Source organism: Bradyrhizobium sp. LCT2 (assembly GCF_009931255.1).
Classification (GTDB): Bacteria; Pseudomonadota; Alphaproteobacteria; order Rhizobiales; family Xanthobacteraceae; genus Bradyrhizobium; species Bradyrhizobium diazoefficiens.
Window position 1 is genome coordinate 5,258,362 of the sequence record NZ_CP034432.1, and the last position, 21,443, is coordinate 5,279,804.

The window sequence follows — 21,443 nt, forward strand, 5'->3', positions numbered from 1 at the left end:
TACGTCAGCGGGCGTGAGCTGCCCGCGCAGCCTTCAGTCTCGCGAAATCCTCGCCGGCATGATGCGACGAGCGGGTGAGCGGACTCGCCGACACCATCAGGAAGCCCTTGGTGTAAGCGACCTTTTCATAGGACGAAAACTCGTCCGGCGGCACGTAGCGCATCACCGCGTGATGCTTACGGGTCGGCTGGAGATATTGCCCGATGGTCAGGAAGTCGACATCGGCCGAGCGCAGATCGTCCATCACCTGCTGCACCTCGTGGCGCTCTTCACCCAGGCCCACCATGATGCCGGACTTGGTGAAGATGGACGCATCGAGCTCCTTGACCCGCTGCAACAGCCGGATCGAATGGAAGTAGCGCGCGCCGGGGCGTACCGTGAGATAGCGCGACGGCACGGTCTCGAGATTGTGGTTGAAGACGTCGGGCCTCGCCGCGACGACGACCTCCAGCGCGCCTTCCTTGCGCAGGAAGTCAGGCGTCAGGATCTCGATCGTGGTCGAGGGGCATGCGGCGCGGATGGCGCGGATGGTCTGGGCGAAATGCTCGGCGCCGCCATCGGCGAGGTCGTCGCGGTCGACCGAGGTGATGACGACGTGGGCGAGGCCCAGCTTGGCCACGGCCTCGGCGACGTTCTGCGGCTCGGCCGCATCCAGCGCGTTGGGCAGGCCGGTCTTGACGTTGCAGAAGGCGCAGGCACGGGTGCACGTGTCACCCATGATCATGAAGGTCGCGTGCTTCTTGTCCCAGCACTCGCCGATATTCGGGCAGCCCGCCTCCTCGCACACCGTGTGCAGGCCGTTCGCCCTCACGATGTTGCGGGTGTCGGCATAGCCGCGGGTGTTGGGCGCGCGCACGCGGATCCAGTCCGGCTTCGGCGGTGAAGCGGAATCGGGGCGATTCACCTTTTCGGGGTGGCGCGGGCGCAGCGGGTTCGAGATGGTATCGACAATAACGACCATGAGGTGTCCGGTCTGTTCAGGTCCTACCTAGTCGGTCTTGCCCGGCATCGCAACCCGGCTCGCACCGCTTCAGGGAACATGGCAGATATGGGCAATATCCTGCTCTGTTCTCAGACGATTCTCACCTCGAATGGCTCCAACCTCGAAGACTTCTCCCCCGCGGCTCGGCAAGCCCCTGAAGCGCGCCTTTTTTGGCCGCAGCGTCCGCGAGGTCGCCCACGACCTGATCGGCGCCACCATGCTGGTCGATGGCGTCGGCGGCCTCATCGTCGAGGTTGAGGCCTATCATCATACCGAGCCGGCGGCGCACTCCTACAACGGCCCGACGCCACGGAACCAGGTCATGTTCGGCCCGCCCGGCTTTGCCTATGTCTACCGCTCGTACGGCATCCACTGGTGCGTGAACTTCGTCTGCGAGGCGGAAGGCTCGGCCGCGGCGGTGCTGATCCGGGCGCTGGAGCCGACGCACGGCATCGCCGCAATGCGCCGCCGCCGTCATCTCCAGGACTTGCACGCGCTGTGCTCGGGCCCGGGCAAGCTGACGGAGGCGCTCGGCATCACCATCGCGCACAATGCCCTGCCGCTGGACCGGCCGCCGATCGCGCTGCATGCGCGGACGGAGGATTTGGAGGTGGCGACAGGCATCCGGATCGGCATCACCAAGGCTGTCGAGCTGCCCTGGCGCTATGGCGTCAAGGGCTCGAAGTTTCTGAGCAAGCCGTTTCCGAAGTAGTTGTCATTCCGGGGCGCGTCGAAGACGCGAGCCCGGAATCTCGAGATTCCGGGTTCGGCTCTTCGAGCCGCCCCGGAATGACAGCGAGGCTACGACGCCTGCTTGAGCCGCTCCAGCGCCTCCAGCAGCTTGGCCTTGCGGGCCAGCGCCGCCTCGCGCTTCTCACGCTCCTCCTCGACGACCTCCTCGGCCGCGTTGGCGACGAACTTCTCGTTGGCCAGCTTGGACTCGGCGCGCTTGATGTCGGCGTCGGCCTTGCCGATCTCCTTGTCGAGACGGGTGCGTTCGGCGGCAACGTCGATCACGCCCTTGAGCGGCAGCGCGGCCACCTCGCCGCGCACCAGGAGCTGGACGGCGCCGTCAGGCGCGCGGTCGGCGAAGGAGATGTCCGACAGCCGCGCCATACGCTTGATGACGTCGGTCCAGCGCGGCGCGCGTTCCCTGGTCTCGGCCGACGCGCCGGCGAGGACCAGCGCCGTCAGCGTCGCCGGCGGGATGTTCATCTCGGCGCGCACCGAGCGGATCTGCGTGACGAGGTCGATCACCCAGCCGATCTCGGCTTCAGCCTTGGGATCGGTGAAGTCGGCATGGTCGAAGATCGGCACGATCAGGGCCGGCGAGATCAACGGATCGGTGGGACCTGCGGCTGCGGCGAACATCGCCAGTTGCTCCGGCGTCGGCTCGGCCGGCTTCAGCGGCCACGCGGCCAGCGCCAGCAGGCCGTCGCGCTTCGCCGTCACCTCCCACAGCTCTTCGGTGATGAAGGGCATGAAGGGGTGCAGCAGCTTCAGGATCTCGTCACGTGCCCAGGCGACCATGGCGCGGGTCTCGTCCTTGGCGGGGCTGTCCGGGCCAAGCAACACGGGCTTTGCGAGCTCGACATACCAGTCGCAATAGACGTTCCAGACGAAGCGGTAGATCGCGCCGGCGGCATCGTTGAAGCGATAGGCCTCGATCGCCTCGGTCACCTCGCGCGTGGTGTGTGCGCTCTCATGCGCGATCCAGCGATTCAGCGTCTCCTTCGCCTTCGCCGGCTCGAAGCCTTCGGGCACGGCGCAGTGGTTCATCTCGGCAAAGCGGGACGCATTCCAGAGCTTGGTCGCGAAATTGCGGTAGCCCTCGACGCGGCTGGTGGCGAGCTTGATGTCGCGTCCCTGCGCCGCCATCGCGGCCAGCGTGAAGCGCAGCGCGTCCGCACCGTATTCGTCGATCAGGTGGAGCGGATCGATGACGTTGCCCTTCGACTTCGACATCTTGGCGCCCTTCTCGTCGCGGACGAGGGCGTGGATGTAGATCGTCGAGAACGGCACTTCCTTCATGAAGTGCAGGCCCATCATCATCATGCGGGCGACCCAGAAGAAGATGATGTCGAAGCCGGTCACCAGCGCGTTGGTCGGGTAGTAGCGCTGCACCTCGGGTGCGTCTTCGGGCCAGCCCAGCGTCGAGAACGGCCACAGCGCCGAGGAGAACCAGGTATCGAGCACGTCCTCATCGCGGGTGATGAAGCCCTCGCGCTTGTTGCGGTCGAGCGCCATCTCGCGGCCCTGCTCGGCCGTGATGACCTCCTGCTCGACGTAGTAGCCGAGCGCGTGGCTGATCGCCTCCTCCTCGGTCTCGGCGACGAACACCTTGCCGTCCGGCCCGTACCAGGCCGGAATCTGGTGGCCCCACCAGAGCTGGCGCGAGATGCACCAGGGCTGGATGTTCTCCATCCACTCGAAATAGGTCTTTTCCCAGTTCTTCGGCACGAAGCTGGTTTCGCCCGAACGCACCGCCGTGATCGCGGGCTTTGCGAGTGTCTTGGCGTCGACATACCACTGGTCGGTCAGGTACGGCTCGATCACGCTGTTGGAGCGGTCGCCGTGCGGCACCATGTGGGTGTGCGGCTCGATCCGCTCGACGAAGCCGAACGATTCCAGCCGCTCGACGATGCGCTTGCGCGCAACGAAGCGGTCAACCTTGTTGAACTCCTCGGCGAATTGCGCGGCGCCTTCGGGCAGGTCGCGCAGGTAGTCCTCGTTGTCGAGGAGATCGAGGCAACCTTCCTTGTCGAGCACGCTGATCCGGCGCAGGCCATGGCGATTGCCGACCTCGAAGTCGTTGAAGTCGTGCGCCGGCGTCACCTTCACCGCGCCCGAGCCCTTCTCCGGATCGGAATAGTCGTCGGCGACGATCTCGACCTTGCGGCCCACCAGCGGCAGAATGACGTGCTTGCCGATCAGCTTCTGATAGCGCTCGTCATCGGGATGCACGGCGACGCCGGTGTCGCCGAGCATGGTCTCCGGGCGCGTCGTGGCGACGACGATGAAGCTGGAGGGATCCTCGGGGCTGAAGGTCTTGCCCTCGATCGGATAGCGCAGATACCAGAGGCTGCCCTTCACCTCGGTCTGCTGCACTTCGAGATCGGAGATCGCGGTCAAGAGCTTGGTGTCCCAGTTCACCAGCCGCTTGTCCTTGTAGATCAGGCCGTCGCGGTGCAGCTCGACGAATACCTTGATGACGGCCTTGGACAGGCCCTCGTCCATGGTGAAGCGTTCGCGCGACCAGTCGCAGGACGCGCCGAGGCGCTTGAGCTGGTTGATGATGGTGTCGCCGCTCTCGGCCTTCCACTGCCAGACCCGCTCCAGGAACTTCTCGCGGCCCATCTCGCGGCGGCCAGGCTGCTGGCGCTCCATCAGCTGCCGCTCGACCACCATCTGGGTGGCGATGCCGGCATGGTCGGTGCCGGGCTGCCACAGCACGTCGCGGCCGCGCATGCGCTCGAACCGGCACAGAATGTCCTGGAGCGTGTTGTTGAGGGCGTGGCCCATATGCAGCGAGCCCGTCACGTTCGGTGGCGGGATCACGATGGTAAAGGGCACTGCGTCGCGGCGGTCGGGGCGGCCGGCCTTGAAGGCAAGGCTGTCCTCCCACACCACGGACATGCGGGCTTCGATATCGGCGGGCTGGTAATTTTTCTCGATCATGGGGCTGCTAGAAAGCCGCGCGCGGGGGGCAAGTCAACGAAAAGGTCAACGGAGAGCCTGGCGGCAAAACGGCTTCCCGGCCCGGTCGAGAGGCCAAATGTGACGTACAAGCGGGGCTTTATGAGGGCTCCGCGACCGGCGCTACCTGCCGCCGCGCGAGACCCGCTCGATTTCGGCCTTCACGATGCGTTCAACGAGGCCCGGCAGGTTGTCGTCGAGCCACGACTTCAGCATCGGGCGCAGCATCTCCTTGACCAGGTCCTCCAGCGTCCGCGCGTTGCTGCTGAGCACCGTATGAGCCAGCGAGTTGAAGGCGGATTCGACCGCCGAGACCGTCGATTGCGCCAGGATCGGCTGCTGCGGCGGCAGCGGCGGCGCATCGAAATCCACCGACGCGTAGGACGGCGGCGGCGACGGGCGTGGTGGGGGCGATTCGGCGAATTCGAGATCGTCGCGCGGCTCGACCTTGCGGAAGCTCGGCGGCGGCGGAGGCGGCGTCGGCTCCGGGTCCATCGCCATGTCGTCGGTCAATTCGAGCACGTCGGGCTCGGGCTCGGGCTCCGGCTCGGGATCCGGGGCGCGGACCTCGGGCGCTGACGTGGCTGTGTCGAGCCCCGCCAGCAGCGCATCGATATCGTCCTGGCTGTTTGGCCCGGCATCCGCCGCAGGTGCAGGCGGCGGGGGCGGCGCCGGCTTTGCCGCCGGCGGCGGGGCGGGCTTCTCGGCAGCGGGCTTGGCGGGTGCGACCTTGGATGGCGGAATGTCGTTCATCGGCTTCGGCGGCGCTGCCGGCGCCGCGGCTTTCTCGGGCTTCGCGGTGTCTGCCGGCGGCGGCTTGGCCTCGTCGTCGGCAATGATGCGCCGGATCGAGGCCAGAATCTCCTCCATCGAGGGTTCTGTGACCTTTGCAGGCTGCGTCATCTCCGACTCCACATCATCAACGCCCTCGCATGCGTTGTTTTACACCAAGCACGGCAGGATTGGCCGGTTCCGCAACGGACGCCCCGACATTTTCGTCGCGGCAGGCCGACTTGTCCCCAGATCACGGCTCAACGTGCGGCGGTGCGCCCCTGCCCTCGGCACTCAAGCTTTACGCACACGACATCAGGTGCGGGGGCGAATCGACCCGCATCTTCTTGGCAAGGCTATGTCAGGGATTTTGATGATTGCAAGCAAAGCGCCGGTCGGCCTCGGCTGTTTGCGAGGCTGACCGGACACTTATGGGAATCAGCGCCCGTCGGGCGTGCGCACACCAGCCCAGCTGTCGCGGATCTGCTGGTAGTGCACGCTCGGATCGTAGACCGTGGTGTTGAGACCGAGCACCTGCGGCGCGAGGCGGCCGACCGCGTTGAGCACCGAATAGGACGCCACCACGCGGTCATGCTGCGCAGTGACGAGCGCAACGCGTGCGTTCACCAGCGCCTGCTGCGCGTTGAGCACGTCGAGCGTGGTGCGCTGGCCGGCCTTGGCTTCTTCGCGCACGCCGTTCAGCGCGATTTCGGAGGCCGTGACCTGCGCCTGCGCGGACTGCACCTGCGCCTTGCCGGCTTCCAGCTGGCCCCAGGCCTGCACTACGTTGGCGCGGGTCTGATCGCGAGTGGTTTCAAGATTCAGGCGTTGCTGCGCCAGGTTCTCTTTCGATTGGCGGATGAGCGAATATTCTGCGCCGCCCTGAAAAATCGGCACGGAGGCTGTCGCGATAGCGGAGGCCGTATTCGTCCGGAAAACCGTCAGGGTCTGCTGGTAGGATGTGCTGACGGCAGCCTGGACCGTGACCGTCGGCAGCAGCGCGCCTTCGTTGATCTTGACCTGGAGATAGTTGACGTCGATGCCGTACATCGCAGCGGTGACGCTGGGGTTCTCCACCAGGCCAAGATTGACGGCGGAGGCGATCGTCGCGGGCAGGAAACGATCGACCGGCGAGCCCGGGGCAAGATTCGTCGGCTCGTTGCCGATGATGCGGCGGAAATTCGCGCGCGTCGTCGTGAGATTCGATTCGGCGGTCAGCGCCTGGGTCCTGCCCGCAGCCAGCTGCGCTTCGGATTGCGCCACGTCTGTGCGCGTAACTTCGCCGACATTGAAGCGATCGCGCGTTTGCTTGAGCGTCTGTTCGAGCACGCGCACGTTGCTGCGCTGAACTTCGAGCGTTGCCGCATCACGCAGGTAGTCCATGTAAGTTGTGGCGGCCTGCAGCAGCACCGTCTGCTCAAGCACACGCAGCGCCTCGCGAGACCCTGAGACCTGGCTCTCCGCAGCACGCGTCCTGTTGGCGGTCTGATTGCCGTTGTAGAGCGTCTGGTTGACGGTCAGGCTGGCGGCGTTGGGCTGAAGCAGACCGGAGATCGACCTGGCGCCGGGGGGGACGACGTTCTGCTGCGCCTGGATATCCTGATATTGATACCCAGTGCCGAGGGTCACATTGACCTTGGGGCGGTAGCCCGACAGCGCCTGCGGCACGTTTTCGTCAGTCGAGCGCACCTGGGCGCGCTGTGCGTTGAGCTGCGGATTGTTCTGATAGGCGCGCACCAAGGCGGCCTCGATCGTGTCCGCCAAGGCAGGCGTCGGCCCGGCAAGCGCCAGCACCAAGACCGAAACCGCAGCTCCGGTGAAGAGCTTCACCCCATGCATCCCAAAAATTCCGTTCATTCTAACGTCCGGCTCGTGCCCGCGAGCTGGGTTACCGTCTACCGAGTGGAGTCGTTGCCCCGTCGCAACATAGGACGCGGATTGGCGCGACGGAACTACCTCAAGGTAGTTCTCGGTGGAAACTCTTCACGTGCAGCATCCCGGCCACACTTCTGATTCAGAACGGGATTTTAACGGGCTTTGGAGCGTCAGAAGACGAAGGCGGCGGCCCGTTCCAGCCCTGGGAGGACCGGCGCAGCGGCATCGAACAGCGCCCGATGGCCGAATTCGCCGTGGGTATGGGTCACGATCACGGCTCGCGGCGGCCGGGATTCGGCAGATACCCCCACCAGACGCCCGCCTTCCCTAAGCTGCCCGAGCAGCCCTTCCGGCGTCACCTCGACAGCGCCATTGAGGATAATGACATCATACGGTGCGGCAGAGGGGTCACCCTCGGTGCAGGAAGCGGCCTTGCAAGTGACATTGGTAAGCCCGAGGGCGGCGAAGGCGTCCTTGGCTTTGGCAACCAGGGCCGAATCGCATTCCGTCGCGGTAACCCGACCCGCCAGCTTGGCGGCCAATGCCGCGAGGTAGCCCGTGGCGCAGCCGACGACCAGCACGTTGTCACCCTCGCCGATCTCGGCCGCCTGGAGCAGCTTACCGGTCAGCTGCGGCTTGATCAGGAACCGCTTGCCACCGCCCTCGCTCACATCGAGGTCGAGGTCGAGATAGGCCAAGGCCTGGCGGCTGGCCGGCACGAAGGCCTCGCGCGGAACCGTGAGCATGGCGTCGAGGACACGGCGATCAGTGACGTCGTTGGTGCGCACCTGGCCATCGACCATTTTGAGGCGCGCGGTCGAGAAACCGGACATTTGCGGACCCTGAAATGCGGACGATGCCGCGGACGAAAGTTGCCGGCATCTTTGGAACATGCCCGGCGAAAACGCAACATGGCCGTTGGCCTCCGCCGGCCAACGCCTCCGCGACTCGCCGCATCAGGGGGCGATGGACTATTCGATCGTCACCGCGAGGCGGCCGATCAGAGCGGCGACCTCGTCCAGCCGCGCCGAATCGGGCGTCTCGACCGCGCGCGCCAGGCAGGCGATGCATTCGTCGTCGCTGAGCTCGGGAATGTCGGCCGGCAGAATCGAGGGAGCCAGGTGGGCACGGTCGATCTGGATGTGGGGCATGGGAATCAGCTCCGTAAGAGTCCGGCCCTGCCAAGCTTGATTTGAATTAAGTCGATTTGGTGCCAAGCCGCACGGAGGCGAAGCTGCGGTCGGGACACGTTTGCTTGAACACTATTCTGCGTCGGATTCGGGCACGCACCGTGTTGAGAGATGGCCCGAGCGACATCGCGCGCCACATCAAGGCACGACTGCAAGCTACTGAAATTAAGGCGGAATTTGGCTCCCCGGGCTGGATTCGAACCAGCGACCATCCGATTAACAGTCGGATGCTCTACCGCTGAGCTACCGAGGAAAAGGCGAACCGTTCGTTCGCGCGCGGCTGCGTATAACAAAGCCGGTTGCGCTTGCAAAGGACGAATTCGTCATCTTCCGCAACGCGCCTGAGGAAGGGCCGGACGGCCCCTCCTCCGGGCCATGTCGGGCGGAAAACTATTCGGCGACGAAGGACGTGGTCTTGGTGCCGGAGTCGTAGCGCAGCCGCAGCGCGGTGAACTTGCAGAGGTTGACGTTCTTCCAGAGCACCGACTCGTCGTAGTTCTGCCAGTCGACGCGGATGTTCCAGACACATCCCTCGTCGTCATCGTCGAACTCGACATAGGTGCTCGCCTGGTTCTGCAAAACCTTGTCGAGCTCGTTGTCCCATTCGTCCAGGCCATCGTCCGGCGCGTTGAAGCCCAGGAATTTGATGGCATAGCCGGTCTCGTTGACGACGGTGACGTTGCGGGCGTCCGCCGCGAACGACGGTGTGACGGCGATCGAAAGACCGATCGCGACCAGTGCAGCCAGAAAATACTTCATGTGAAATTCCCCCGATCGAAACAGGCTTTAAGCGCCTGTCGTCGATCGGCGCAGGCGCCGCGGCAACCAATGGCGTTGCCTCCAACGGTTCGTCCGGAGCGTGATCGAAAGGTTCAACACGCCTCGATCAGCACTCCGGAGCTGTGCGCGACGCGAGACGCGCACGGGGATTTCTTATCGATTCGAATTCTCCGCAGCAATGAACGGGCGTTCATAGATCGGCGGCGTTCGTTTTCTCCGCCGCGGGCGCCGGCACAGCGGCACCGTTGCTCTTGCCCGTCACGGCGCCGACCAGCGCCTGCACGGGATCATCGCCCGGCGCAAAGCCGCTCTGGCGCAGGATCTCGTCGATCATCGGACGCAGCGCGTGCACCTTGAGCAGCTCGCCCGCGAGCCCTTCGCCGAAGCCGACATTGCCTCCGCCGGCGCCGTTGCCGCCGAATGCGCCGCCGGTGTGCAGGATGCGGACGTCCTTCAGGTTGGCGATCGGCTTGACCATCTCGGCGAGGGCCGACGGCATGATCTCGATCCGCTTCTTGGCGATCTCGAAGTCGATGACGTTGTTGCCGAGCTTGTTCTGCGCCTCGTTCTTCATGGTGATGACGGCAGCTTCCGCCTCGCCGATGTTCCGGACGCCGACCGCCTTGATCTTGTTGGACTCGGCCTCCGCCGTCGCCAGCGTCTTGGTGGCCTCGGCGCGATCGAGCGCGGCTCTCTTCTCGGCTTCGGCCGCCACGATCACCTCGGTCGATTTCCGCTCGGCCTCGGTGCGCGCGGCAAGCACCTGGGTGAGACGGGCACGATCGGCGACCTCGACGGCACGCGCGGTCACGACCTTTTCCTCCGCGGAGACGGCGATCGCCTCGGCCGTCTTGGCCTCGGCGACGGCTTCCGAGGTCTGCTTGCTCTTGGCCGCGATCTGGATCTCGTTCTCCTGGGTCGCGATCTGGATCTCGCGCTGCGCGTCGGTCTTGCGCTTGTTGATCGCCAGATCCGACTCGATCACGGCGGTCTCCTTGACCTGCTTGGCGCCGGCCTCCTTCTCGGCGACCGCCCGGTCGGTGTCGATGCGGGCGTTCTCCTCGGTCAGGCGCGCGGTCTGCGTCGCCGTCGCGACTTCCGCACGGGTGCTCGCGGTCTTGTTGGCGATGTCGCGCTCCTGGGAGAGCTCGGCTTCCTTCTTGGTGCGTTCGATGGTCAGCGTCTGCTGCCGCGCCTCGAGGTCCTTCTGGGCGATCGCCACCTCGTTGTCTCGCACGATGGCGTTGCGGTCACGCCGGCGGGTTTCGGTGATGGTCTTGAGCTGGGTGAGACCTTCGGCGTCGAAGAAATTTTCAGGGTTGAAGAACTTCACATCCGTCTGGTCGAGCTTGGTCAGCGACACCGATTCAAGCTCGAGACCGTTCGATTTTACGTCCGACTCCACGGTCGCCTGCACGTGTTTGACGAAATCGCTGCGCTTTTCCTGCAGTTCGAGGATGGACATGGTGGCCGCCACCGAACGCAGGCCGTCGACGAATTTTGCCTCGACCTGGTTACGCAGGGCTTCGGCGTCATTGGTCAGCGCGCCCAGCGTCTGGCTCGCGAGCGCAATACTCTCGTCGTCGGGACGGACGCGCACGTAGAACTCGGCCACGATGTCGACGCGCAGGCGGTCCTTGGTGATCAGGGATTCCCGCTCCTTGCGCTCGACGGTGAGCCGCAACGTCTTCAGATTGACGCTGGCATAGGAGTGGAAGATCGGCAGGATCATCGCGCCGCCGTCGAGCACGACCTTCTTGCCGCCGAGGCCGGTGCGCACGAAGGCCTCGTCGCGCGTGGCGCGCTTGTAAAGGATGGTGAAGACGATCCCCAGGACGACGATCAGCGCGACGCCGATCATGGCCGGGACTGCGATGTCGAACATGACTTTCTCCGCTAATGAGCTTGGCTGGCTAAGTGCTTAGAGTCGGCTTGGACGGCTTGAGTTCATCGTCGGCCTTGACCGCGACGAAGCGGGTGCCGGCGCGATCCACCAGCAGGACCATGGTTCCCTGCTCCAATGGTCCAGATGCGGGCGCTGCGACCGCCCAGACGAAGTGCCTGTTGCCGTGGACGTCGGCGACGCTGACACGGCCCGGCGGCCCCTGGTCGAGCGGACCGATGACGACCTCGCCGACGCGGCCGACGAGGTCGCCGAGACCGACGACATAGCTTTCATCCTTGGGAATGACCCGCGCGATGCCGCGGCTGGCGGCGCGGACCAGCGGAACCGAGACGGCGACGGCCCCGATCGAGGCGACCGTCGCCGGCATGGGACCGGCGACCATCCGCGCGACGTCCTGGATCAGGAAGCCGGTGATCGAGAACGCGCCGAGCGCCAGCAGCAGGAAGATCAGCAGCGGCACGCCACCGACATTGATCCAGGAAATGGCGTTGAGCACGCCGTTGTCGCTGGGGTGACTGAAATCGATGCTGGTGCCCAGCATCTCGCTCAACGAGGCCCCGACCAGCATCGTGACCACCTCGAGCGAGCCGACGATGACGATCATGGCCGCCGCGATCGCGAACGGCCGGACCTCGGGCGCCATGACGTGTTCGAGCAGTGCGCTCATGACACATTACTCAGGAGCGCGACTTCAACCGCGCCAGCCTCGCTGCAATCTCCTTGTCGCGATGCAACGTGCTGAGTTCGTCGATGTCGCTTGAAAACGGGATGGCAGCCGGCACGCCGGTGGCGCGCGCCACCGCCCTGCCCGCACGCAGCGCCTTCGCCGCAGCCGAGGCACCACCGGGCTTCCGGGGTGACGTCGCGGCCTGATGGCTTGCGTGGGCCTCGCTCTTTTCGAGATCCGCGCGGCGCTGCTCGGCATCCTGCAAGGCCGACAGCACGGCGCGCAGCGACGTCACGCTACTCTCGATCTTCTCGTTATTCTCGTCAATGGCGCGGGAGAGCACCTCGAACTGCGCCTCCAGATCCATCTGGCGCGCGATGCCGGCGCGCGCAAGATCATCACGCCCGTCCGCGATCACGCTCTCGATCTTGGCCGTGAGATCGGTCATCTCGCGCTCGATCTCGGTGCGCCGCGCGTTGAGGCGGTATTCCTCGGCGCGCGCCGCCGCGAGCGCGTCGCGGGCCTCAGCTTCGGCGCGCTCGATCTCGCGGATGGCCTGGCCGACCACTTTCAGCTTGTTCTTGCCTTCCGCCTGCTCGATCGCGTCATAGGCGATCCCGGCGATCAGGCGCCCGACCCGGGACAGGAAATTGTCGGGGGCGGCAGCGATGGTATCCATGGCATTCTCCTCCTCTGGCAGACTGTTCGGCGTGACGCCGTAGTGAACTTCAAAGCCGTCGTCGGTGCGGATCAGGTGTGCGGGCGCGCTCTGCCCCCAGCCCTCGGCGTAACCGGCGTAGTCAAAGGGCACGCTGAAGCGCCCTTGCACGGTCGCAATCGAAATGGTGGCGGGCCCCTTGATCTTGGCGAGCTTGTCGTCGAGCGGCAGGCGGCGCCCTTGCGCGGCGCGATAGTCGGCGCGGTCGCGCAGACCCAGCGTCACCAGCCGCGACGGCAGTGCGGTTGCTTTCCGGATCGGCTCATAGGCATGGGCGTGGAGCAGGACCACGTTGGAACCCACGTTATGGGTCCGCGCAACCTCGTCCAGGATCTCCATCATGTGGTCATAGGCCTGGAATGTCGCCTCCATGGCGGCCTTGGCGGCCGGGTCAGGGGCAAGCCTGTAACGCAGCGCGGACGGCGCGTTTCGGGGCGACTGGCTCATGGAAAGCACTAAAGCACCATTTTGGTGCTTTACAAGGGGGAAGGCCGATCACGTTCCACTGATCCTTATGCACTCTATGAGTTGGTCGCCGACGGGCTTTGGCGCGTTCAAGGCTGGCGATCACCCCTAGATCACAGCCGATCAAGACTTCTTGCACGCGCGGGTTGCAATTTGAGGCGAAGTGGAGGGAGCGTTCGGCAACGGTGCTTGGTGCTTGCTGCTCGCTCTCGTGTCCCGGACGCGCTGCAACGTGAAACGTTGCGGCGCAAAGCCGGGACCCAGGAAGCCGCACCGTACGCTGTGGCATGGGCCCCGGCTCTGCAGCGCGTCACTTCGTGCTGCGCAGCGTCCGGGGCACGAGACCAGAATTGGGGCTCGACTCTCTTAGCTAGCGTCGTCATTGCGAGCGCAGCGAAGCAGAATCTTTCCGCAGCGGCAGTCCGGATTGCTTCGCTGCGCTCGCAATGACGGAGTATTCGTAGGATGGGTAGAGCGAAGCGAAACCCATCAAAGCTCTTTCTGCGCGCGCCGAAGCATGATGGGTTTCGCAAGTGCTCTACCCATCCTACGACCTTGCAGACACACCTTCGTATCCTCGCGGCTCATCTCGCCCGAGCTTTGCTTCATCGCGTCGCCCTCATTTGTCAAAGGGCGCAGGGAAGACCGGGTGCCGACTGGCACCCGAGGTCCACTGTGCGAAAGGTGGCTACAAAATCTGCACAGCGGCATACAGGTGAAGCCCAACACACGGCCTTCCCTGCGCAGTGGTTTGACGGCTTATGCCGCGCTCTCCCCGGGGAGCGATGCACTATTGCCCCCGTCGCCTTGCGGATCGCTGATGCGCGTGCCCGGTCGGGCCGCCGCATCACCACAAGACTTGGCGCACAGACCCCGGGCGCCAGGACGACACGGTTTTGCCGTACGCAGATCACACCGGTCGTGTGCGCGACGGCCTTCGCTCACGGTTGCCCGCCCTGCGATGCCCATCGCGCCGATGTGACTAGCGTCCACCGCAGCTCACCCCGCGTGTCGTGACGATCGCGATACGCCCCTCTGACCGGGATGAGGTGGCGCACGAATACGCCAAAGCCGAATTTCGGTAAAGTGGAATCTTTTCGCCTGAGCGGATTGACCCGCGGCTTGGGTGTCTTGCCCGACGGGCAACGCAAGGGATTGTGGGGTCGCAGGGTGGGTTAGCGCAGCGTAACCCCACCCTGTCTATCTCCGCAGAAGCAGAAGTGGTGGGTTACGCCAGCCGACCAGCGCTTCGCGCAGCCGCTCGGCTAACCCACCCTACAAAGCACACATGCCTCACGGCCGCCGGCACACCAGGTCGATCTCGATCAGCGCGTCATAGGCAAGCCCGGTGACGCCGACGCAGGTGCGGGCCGGCAGCCGGTCGGGCGCGAAGTAGGTGCGGTAGGTCTCGTTCATCGCGGCGTAGTCTTCCTTGAAACGCGTGAGGTAGATCCGCGTCATCACGACGTGCTCGAGGCCGAGATCGATGCCGGCCAAAACCACTTTCAGGTTCTCCATCACTGCTCGCGTCTGCGCCACGATGCCGTCGGGCAGCACGCCCGGCGACTGCGGCGTGTCCGGCATCTGGCCGGTGACGAAGACAAAGCCGTCGGTCTCGACGGCGTGGCTGAAGGGCGCGACCGGCTTCGGTCCGCCGCTGATCATGTGGAATTTCACTTGGGATATCCTTGGGGTTAGGAGGCGTTCTCGAACAGGCGCTTGCTGAGGATGGCGTGCACGCCCCAATTGCCATCGACGACTTGCGTGACGCCGAAATCGACGGCGGCCGACATCAGCGCGATCGCCTCGTCCTCGCTGAGGCCCTTCACGTTCATCAGGAAGCGCCGCATCTTGCGGAAGGCATCCTTCATGGCAAGGTCGAGCGAGGACTTGGCGTAGACCTCGCTCTGCCCCTGCGCGCCGAACTCGGCGAGATAGTTGGGATGGCTGAAGCCGGTCAACACCCAGTCGGTCGCGGTCTCGATCAGGGGATAGGAGAGATCGGCGAAAGGCTGGCCGGCAAGGTCGGCCTTCTTGTGCAGGATCACCTCGAAGGTGCCGGTCATCGAGCACTCGATCGCGGTGCCGCTGAGTTCGCCGTCGCCCTGGGCTGCGTGGGGATCGCCGACCGACAGCAGCGCGCCGGGGACGGAGACCGGAAGATAGACGGCCGCCCCCTTCCCCAGCCGCCAATTGTCGAGATTGCCGCCGAAATAGGACGGCGGCACGGAGTCGACGAAATCGACCTCGCGCGGCGCCACCGCGATCACGCCGAAATGCGGCCGCAAGGGAATGCGGATTCCGTCGAGCACGGCGTGGCGGCGCTTGATCGTGGCGGGCATGACGGGAATGCCGGGATAGTCGTAGGTCGCGTGCACCACGCCGAACGGATCGGTCTGGGGCTCCCAGCGGTAGGAATACAGCGCGCGGGCGTGCGGCGCGTCGGTGTCGTCAAATATCTCGTAGATCGTCACGGCTTCGCGCGGCTTCGGACCGCCGAGAAACTCGTTGTAGTGATAGCCCCACCACGCCGCGACCGAGGAGCCGAACACGCGGCCGGCATGGATCGGATTGCGGCTTGCGCGCGGCACGATGTCGAGGATGCGCACTTCCAGAACGTCGCCGGGCTGGGCGTCCTTCACCGCGACGGGCCCGGTGCAGATGTGCACGCCAAACCCCTCGCCGGCGCCGCGGCCGAACACGCTGGCATCCATCGGCCCTGCCCCGCGGCGATCGACGTTCTTTCGATCGCGCGTCCATCCGAACACGCTCTCGGCGCCGGCATCGCCCGCGATCATCATGTCGGGTGCGTCGGAGGCGTGTTGGGTCAGCGTCTCGATGGTGATGGTGTCACCCGAAGCGATCTCGATCTGTGGCGGCAGTGAGCGGCTGAAATAGCCCCAATGGACGCGGCTGGCCCCGACCGGGAGATGGTGATGCCTGCGCTCCGTTGTCGTGCGCTCCTCGGCGCCGGCACACGCGACGCTGCTGCGTGCCTCCACGCTTGGATGCACCCGGAGCTGCGCCAGCGCCTCCTGCGGCCAGCCACGCTGACCGGCGACGCCGTGCTGCGAGGTCGCCCGCTCCGCCTCCTGCTGGCGGAACTCGCGCGGCGGCAGGCCGAAGCGATGGCGGAAGGCGCGGCTGAAATGCGCGGAATCGCCAAAGCCATAGGCGTAGGCGATCTCCGAGATCGAGCGATGCGCCTCCGCCGGATTGGACAGGTCGGCCCAGGCGCGCTGGAGCCGGCGTTCGCGGACGTAGTGGGTGAAATTATCGCCGACCGTCTCGAACAGCTTTTGCAGGTAGCGCTCGGAAATCCCCTCGGCCTCAGCGACGCGCGCGGGCACCAGCTCGGGATCGTCGAGCCGGCGCTCGATGGTCTGGCAGATCCGGTGCAGGAGCGCCGCCTGTGTCGCGCTCGAGCCAGCCTCGGACGTCGAGGCCGCCAGTTGATGCGCGAGCGTCAGGAGGAGATCGACGAGGCTCTGCGCGACCGCATTCCATTCGGCATCGCTCAAGCTGTCGAGCGTGCGCGCGGTCGCATCGAGCAGGCGCGCGAACACATCGGCAAAGCCGCCGGGCGGCACGACGCGGGGCTCGCCGAGCCGCGGCTTGCCCGAGAAGCGCCCGTGCAGCGCTTCGGAGGTCACCGACAGCACGATCGCGCGCATGTCGCGCTGGAACACGATGCTCCAGTCCCCGATGCGCGGCAGCAGCACGAGATGTCCGACGGGAACGATGCGGTGGCCGCCGGCGCTCTTCAGCACCATGCCGTCCTCGACCGGCATCAGTGCGATCGGAATGTCTTCGTTGAATTGCGAGAGCGGACCGATGGTCTGCGCGCCCGCGGCCATGCGCGTCAGCGCGACGCCCGCAGTATGGCGATGCGATGCGGTTGCATGTCCGTCAAGGAAGGAATGGCCGGTCGCCGGTTGCAGGCCGACGGCAGCCAGCACGTCCCGCCAGGCTTCGGGGCGGTCGTCTTGCGCGTAGGACTCGCTCGTGAACGGCCGGAAGCTCATCGGATCAACCCAGATTGCAGTTGATCGAAGCAACCTCTGTGCCAGACGCACGCGATCCTCCGTCGCTGCGACGGGCCGCAAATGGGGCTCGTTGGTCATCTGCTCATTCCGAAAACAGTCTAACTTTCAACATGTTAGAGCATGATGAGCTCGTCTTGACGCTCGTCATTCCGGGGCGTGCCCAAAGCGCGAACCCGGAATCCATCGGGCGCAGAAGACGGTGGTGAAATGGATTCCGGGTTCGACGCTTTGCCTCGCCCCGGAATGACAAGACGGAGAGATCTAATCGCACCGGAAGATGTTCTTGCGGATCGTGCCGTGGACGCCCCAATTGGCATCGACCACCTGGGTGACCCCGAAATCGGCGCCGACCGACAGCAGCGAGATCGCCTCGTCCTCGCTGAGGCCGTGCACGGTCATCAGGAACCGGCGCAGCTTGCGGAACGCATCGCGCATCGCACGGTCGAGGCTACTGTGATTGGCGATCTCGGTTTGTGCGTCGGCCCCGAGCGCGGCGAGATAGTTCGGAAAGGTGAAGCCGTAGAACGACCAGGCCTGCTCGGTCTCGAGCATCGGATGGTCGAGGCCTTCCAGATTGGTGCCGGCCAGATCGGCCCTCTTGTGCAGGATGAATTCGAAATCGCCGGTCAGCGAGGTCTCGATCGCGGTGCCGCCGAGCTCGCTGTCGCCCTGGGCGGCGTGGGGATCGCCGACCGAGAAATAGGCGCCGGGAACCGCGACCGGATAGAACATTCGCGCGCCCTTGCCGATGCGCCAGTCGTCGATGTTGCCGCCGGTGTAGCTCGGCGGGATCGAGCTGACGAAATCGGCTTCCGACGGCGCAAGGCCCATGGTTCCGAAATGCAATCGTGCGGGCACCTTCATGCTCGCGAGGATGTTCTCGCGCTTCCTGATGGTGGCGTGGTCGACGCGGACCCCGGGATAGTCGATGGTCGGATGCACGATGCCATCAGGGTCGGTCTGCGGCGTCCAGACATAGTTGTAGACCGCCTTCGCGTAGGGCTCGCCCGAGGTGTCGAGCTCGAAGATGGTGACGACCTCGCGCGGCTTCGGCTCCTCGATCAGGTCGTGGTAGTGAAAGCCCCAGTTCGCTGCGACATTGGAGCCGAAGCAGCGGCCGGCATGGCAGGCGCTGCAGCTCGGCCGCGGCCTGATATCGAGGATGCGCACTTCGAGAATGTCGCCGGGCTCGGCGCCTTCGATCGCGACCGGGCCGGTGAGGAGGTGCACGCCGATCCCCTCGCCCGCGCCGCGGATGAACGGGCCTTCGACGGGGCCGGAGCCGCGCCGCGCCACCGCCTTGTGCTCGCGCGTCCACTGGAACACGCTCTCGGCGCCGGGATCGCCCTGGATCATGCGCTCGTAATCGTCGTTGGCGTGATGGGTCAGCGTCTCGATGGTGGCGCGGTCGCCCGAGCGCAGCGTCAGGGCCGGAGCGACCGTCTTGGAGAAATAGCCCCAGTGAACGGTTTTCGGCGAAACCGGCAGCGTGAAATGCGTCATGAGGTGGCCTCTTCGGGAGTCTTGAACCTTGTGGAGACTGCGCTCATCGGACCGCCTCCGGCGTCTTGTCGGCTTCCATTACGCTGAGGAAGCGCGCGGTGAGCGGATTGCGGGGGTTGGAGAGCACCTCGTGCGCCGGCCCCTCCTCGATGATCGTGCCGCCGCTCAGGAAAGCGACGCGGTCGGCGACTTCATCGGCGAAGCGGATCTGGTGCGTCGAGATGATCATGGTGAGACCGTCGTCGATGGCGAGGCGCCGGATCACCTCCAGCACCTCGTTGACGAGCTCGGGATCGAGCGCGGAGGTCGGCTCGTCCAGCAGCAGCACGCTGGGGTTCGGCGCAAGCGCCCGCGCAATGGCGACGCGCTGCTGCTGGCCGCCGGAGAGATGCCGCGGCAGCGCATCGGCGCGGTGCGACAGCCCGACCCGGTCGAGCAGCTCGGTGGCGCGGCGCTCGGCATCGATCCGGGGCATGCCGTGGACCCATCGCAGAGGACCGGCGATGTTCTCCTTTGCCGACAGATGGGCAAACAGATTGAACTGCTGGAACACCATGCCGACGCCGACCGTCGCCCGCTCGTTGGCGATCGCCCGCGGCGACAGCAGCTTGCCGTCGTCGTCAAAACCGAGACGCCGGCCGCCGACGCGCACGGTGCCGGCGTCCCAGTTTTCGAGATGATTGATGCAGCGGAGCAGCGTGCTCTTGCCGCAGCCACTGGGGCCGAGCAGCGCGACCACCTCGCCGACGCGGACCGTGAGGTCGAGACCTCTAAGCACCTTTTGCGGGCCATAGCTCTTGGTGAGGTCCTTGGCCTCGACCGCGATGTTGTTGCGCGCGATCGTCGCGGCGCGCCGGGTGCGCTCCTCGCGGGTCAGCGCCAGCGGCGCGGTGTCCGCGAGCTCTGCTTGTGCGGGCTCCGGATCATCAACGGTGACGGCTGCAAGTTCGAGCTTGGTGCCGAGATCGACGCGGCGCCACGGCAGGTAATCAGCAAGCTTGCGCTCGCGGCCCTTGGCACGGTCGAGATCGAGCAGCCATTCGACGAACAGCTGGATGACGCTGATGGTGGCGGTCAGCACGAGATACAGAAGGCCCGAGGCGAAGAAGATCGAGAAGAAGTCGAAGGTCGAGGACGCCAGCTGGGTCGAGCGCAGCGTCAGCTCCTGGACCGCGACGACGGAGGCGAGCGAGGAATTCTTCAGCGCGCTCACCGCCTCGTTGCCGAAGGCCGGGATCATGGTGCGGATCGCCTGCGGCGCGATCACCCGCCACATCAGGATCCGCGGCGTCATGCCGAGCGCCTGCCCGGCGGTCACCTGCCCGCGGTCGACGCCGAGCACGCCGGCCCGCAGCATCTCGGCGATGAACGGCGCCTCGTTGCAGGCGAGCGCGAGGCCGGCCGCCAGCACCGCCGGCAGCTTGATGCCGATATGCGGCAGCGCGTCGTAGGCGAACACCATCTGGAGGATCAGCGGCGTGCCGCGGAAGATCACGGTGTAGGCCCTGGCGATCGCCGCCAGCAGCCAGAAGCGGGAGAGCTGCATGCCGGCGAGGATCAATCCGAGGATCAATCCGCCGCCGAGCCCGAGGGCGGTCACCTCGAGGGTGAGCTCGATGCCCTCGAGCAGATACGGCATGCTCAGGTAATGGAGGAACAGCGACATCAGTCAGCCGTCAGGATGTCCGGCTCCTTGAAGTTGTTCACGTCGAGCCCATGCTTCTTGAGAAGCTCCATATGCGTGCCGGCCTTCTGCACCTCGATCAGCGCGGCGAGCACGGCGTCGCGGAATTTCGGCTTGTCCTTCGGGACGGCAATGCCGACCGAATACGGGATCGTCACCGCGATCGCCTTCTCCAGCTTGTCCGGATAGGCCTTCACCGCGCTGTCGACGGTGTTGACGTCGTTGACATAGGTGTCGGCGCGGCCGGCGAGGATGGCCTGGATGCAGTTGGCGTTGTTGTCGTAGAGCTGGATGGTCGGCTCCGCCTTCCCGGCCTTCTTGCATTCCGGGATCAGCGCCTGGATCAGGGGCACCTCGACGTAGCCGGTGTTTTCCGCGGCGGCCGCACCGCACATCGACATGTTGATGCCGTTGATGCCCTTCGGATTACCCTTGGCGACCAGCACGCCGTCGAACACCTTCGAATAGGTGATGAAGTCGGCGGCCTTGGCGCGCTCCTTGGTGGCGTAGATGTCGGAGATCACGATGTCGGCCTGTCCGGCGGCGAGTGTGGTCAGGAGCGCCGCGAACACCACGGGCTTGTAGGTCAGCTTGAAGCCGAGGCATTCGCCGATGGCCTCGCCGAGATCGATGTCGAAGCCGATATATTTGCTGGGGTCTTTCGGATCGATGGTCTCATAGCCCGGCGTGTGCGGGTTGATGGCGTTGACGAGCGTCTTGCCCTTCCAGTCCGGATATTTCTCCTGGAGCGCGGCGCAGGCGGCGGGCGCAGCGGCCTGCGCGCTCAGCGGGGTCGCGGCGAGAACGCCGAGAGCGATGGCGGCGCCGAGCGCGACCTTGCGCCACGGCAACGATGCGCGTGCGATCCCCCGCCGCACGTTCCGCGGTACTTGGGGCAATACCCGTCTCTCCATCTCCAGCTCCTTCGAATTGTCATGGCACTGGCCATGTTCCAGATCTCGGGAGCGAGCCTAGGTGGAGTGCGCCGGGGAAAGCTTGTCCGCGGGCGTACAAAAAATTGGATGGAGGGGGCCCGCAATTTGGGCAAGCCGCTGCACAAAAACTGTTCGCAGGCTTTGCGCGCGGTGAATCGATATTCCGAATTCGGCGGAACCAAATGATCTCGTATCACGCAGGGGTCTGCACGATCAGGGAACCAT

General features: G+C 65.4%; 16 protein-coding genes and 1 tRNA gene. 1 reads left to right on the forward strand and 16 read right to left on the reverse strand.

The window, feature by feature from the left end:
• Positions 1-4: 4 nt before the first annotated feature.
• A complete protein-coding gene (lipA, locus tag EI171_RS25295; protein WP_092182026.1) occupies positions 5-961 on the reverse strand; it encodes a lipoyl synthase in 957 nt (318 codons plus the stop codon).
• A 130-nt stretch (positions 962-1,091) separates the two neighbouring features.
• On the opposite strand from lipA, the gene EI171_RS25300 reads away from it, so the two are divergent.
• Entirely contained in the window at positions 1,092-1,694 is a 603-nt protein-coding gene (locus tag EI171_RS25300; protein WP_161534968.1) for a DNA-3-methyladenine glycosylase, read from the forward strand.
• An 89-nt stretch (positions 1,695-1,783) separates the two neighbouring features.
• Here the strand turns inward: EI171_RS25300 and EI171_RS25305 are convergent, their stop codons facing one another.
• From EI171_RS25305 to EI171_RS25375, 15 genes are all read right to left on the reverse strand, one after another.
• Positions 1,784-4,660 (reverse strand): valine--tRNA ligase, encoded by a 2,877-nt coding sequence (locus tag EI171_RS25305; protein ID WP_161534969.1) that lies wholly within the window; start codon positions 4,658-4,660, stop codon positions 1,784-1,786.
• A 141-nt stretch (positions 4,661-4,801) separates the two neighbouring features.
• Positions 4,802-5,581, reverse strand: a complete 780-nt coding sequence (locus tag EI171_RS25310) for a PopZ family protein (RefSeq protein WP_161534970.1) — start codon at positions 5,579-5,581, stop codon at positions 4,802-4,804.
• 306 nt (positions 5,582-5,887) lie between these two features.
• Positions 5,888-7,288: a TolC family outer membrane protein gene (locus tag EI171_RS25315; RefSeq protein ID WP_028174076.1), complete on the reverse strand. Its 1,401-nt coding sequence runs from the start codon at positions 7,286-7,288 to the stop codon at positions 5,888-5,890.
• 206 nt (positions 7,289-7,494) lie between these two features.
• Positions 7,495-8,157 (reverse strand): protein-L-isoaspartate O-methyltransferase, encoded by a 663-nt coding sequence (locus EI171_RS25320; protein ID WP_161534971.1) that lies wholly within the window; start codon positions 8,155-8,157, stop codon positions 7,495-7,497.
• Positions 8,158-8,295: 138 nt separating this feature from the next.
• Positions 8,296-8,475, reverse strand: a complete 180-nt coding sequence (locus EI171_RS25325; protein ID WP_011087243.1) for a hypothetical protein — start codon at positions 8,473-8,475, stop codon at positions 8,296-8,298.
• A gap of 217 nt (positions 8,476-8,692) precedes the next feature.
• Positions 8,693-8,767 (reverse strand) — tRNA-Asn (locus EI171_RS25330).
• Between the two features lie 137 nt (positions 8,768-8,904).
• Complete coding sequence (locus EI171_RS25335; protein WP_161534972.1) at positions 8,905-9,273, reverse strand: hypothetical protein; 369 nt, start codon at positions 9,271-9,273, stop codon at positions 8,905-8,907.
• 211 nt (positions 9,274-9,484) lie between these two features.
• On the reverse strand, positions 9,485-11,179 hold the full coding sequence (locus EI171_RS25340; RefSeq protein ID WP_161534973.1) for a flotillin family protein: 1,695 nt from the start codon (positions 11,177-11,179) through the stop codon (positions 9,485-9,487).
• Positions 11,180-11,207: 28 nt separating this feature from the next.
• Complete coding sequence (locus tag EI171_RS25345) at positions 11,208-11,867, reverse strand: OB-fold-containig protein (RefSeq protein ID WP_011087241.1); 660 nt, start codon at positions 11,865-11,867, stop codon at positions 11,208-11,210.
• A 10-nt stretch (positions 11,868-11,877) separates the two neighbouring features.
• The gene (locus EI171_RS25350) at positions 11,878-13,041 is read right to left on the reverse strand and encodes a PspA/IM30 family protein (protein ID WP_161534974.1); all 1,164 of its coding nucleotides are present in this window, start codon (positions 13,039-13,041) and stop codon (positions 11,878-11,880) included.
• 1,302 nt (positions 13,042-14,343) lie between these two features.
• Positions 14,344-14,727 (reverse strand): RidA family protein, encoded by a 384-nt coding sequence (locus tag EI171_RS25355; protein WP_011087239.1) that lies wholly within the window; start codon positions 14,725-14,727, stop codon positions 14,344-14,346.
• 17 nt (positions 14,728-14,744) lie between these two features.
• On the reverse strand, positions 14,745-17,075 hold the full coding sequence (locus EI171_RS25360) for an acetamidase/formamidase family protein (protein WP_028174079.1): 2,331 nt from the start codon (positions 17,073-17,075) through the stop codon (positions 14,745-14,747).
• Between the two features lie 282 nt (positions 17,076-17,357).
• A complete protein-coding gene (locus EI171_RS25365; protein ID WP_161534975.1) occupies positions 17,358-18,599 on the reverse strand; it encodes an acetamidase/formamidase family protein in 1,242 nt (413 codons plus the stop codon).
• A 43-nt stretch (positions 18,600-18,642) separates the two neighbouring features.
• Positions 18,643-20,265 (reverse strand): amino acid ABC transporter permease/ATP-binding protein, encoded by a 1,623-nt coding sequence (locus EI171_RS25370; protein WP_161534976.1) that lies wholly within the window; start codon positions 20,263-20,265, stop codon positions 18,643-18,645.
• A complete protein-coding gene (locus EI171_RS25375) occupies positions 20,265-21,197 on the reverse strand; it encodes an ABC transporter substrate-binding protein (protein ID WP_161534977.1) in 933 nt (310 codons plus the stop codon). Before EI171_RS25375 ends, EI171_RS25370 begins: the two co-directional genes overlap by 1 nt.
• Positions 21,198-21,443 lie beyond the last annotated feature (246 nt).

What these genes read in the sequence shown, in the direction of transcription:
- lipA (WP_092182026.1), bottom strand. Translation starts at nt 961, where the DNA reads ATGGTCGTTATTGTCGATACCATCTCGAACCCGCTGCGCCCGCGCCAC.
- EI171_RS25300 (WP_161534968.1), top strand. Translation starts at nt 1,092, where the DNA reads ATGGCTCCAACCTCGAAGACTTCTCCCCCGCGGCTCGGCAAGCCCCTG.
- EI171_RS25305 (WP_161534969.1), bottom strand. Translation starts at nt 4,660, where the DNA reads ATGATCGAGAAAAATTACCAGCCCGCCGATATCGAAGCCCGCATGTCC.
- EI171_RS25310 (WP_161534970.1), bottom strand. Translation starts at nt 5,581, where the DNA reads ATGACGCAGCCTGCAAAGGTCACAGAACCCTCGATGGAGGAGATTCTG.
- EI171_RS25315 (WP_028174076.1), bottom strand. Translation starts at nt 7,288, where the DNA reads ATGCATGGGGTGAAGCTCTTCACCGGAGCTGCGGTTTCGGTCTTGGTG.
- EI171_RS25320 (WP_161534971.1), bottom strand. Translation starts at nt 8,157, where the DNA reads ATGTCCGGTTTCTCGACCGCGCGCCTCAAAATGGTCGATGGCCAGGTG.
- EI171_RS25325 (WP_011087243.1), bottom strand. Translation starts at nt 8,475, where the DNA reads ATGCCCCACATCCAGATCGACCGTGCCCACCTGGCTCCCTCGATTCTG.
- EI171_RS25335 (WP_161534972.1), bottom strand. Translation starts at nt 9,273, where the DNA reads ATGAAGTATTTTCTGGCTGCACTGGTCGCGATCGGTCTTTCGATCGCC.
- EI171_RS25340 (WP_161534973.1), bottom strand. Translation starts at nt 11,179, where the DNA reads ATGTTCGACATCGCAGTCCCGGCCATGATCGGCGTCGCGCTGATCGTC.
- EI171_RS25345 (WP_011087241.1), bottom strand. Translation starts at nt 11,867, where the DNA reads ATGAGCGCACTGCTCGAACACGTCATGGCGCCCGAGGTCCGGCCGTTC.
- EI171_RS25360 (WP_028174079.1), bottom strand. Translation starts at nt 17,075, where the DNA reads ATGAGCTTCCGGCCGTTCACGAGCGAGTCCTACGCGCAAGACGACCGC.
- EI171_RS25365 (WP_161534975.1), bottom strand. Translation starts at nt 18,599, where the DNA reads ATGACGCATTTCACGCTGCCGGTTTCGCCGAAAACCGTTCACTGGGGC.
- EI171_RS25370 (WP_161534976.1), bottom strand. Translation starts at nt 20,265, where the DNA reads ATGTCGCTGTTCCTCCATTACCTGAGCATGCCGTATCTGCTCGAGGGC.
- EI171_RS25375 (WP_161534977.1), bottom strand. Translation starts at nt 21,197, where the DNA reads ATGGAGAGACGGGTATTGCCCCAAGTACCGCGGAACGTGCGGCGGGGG.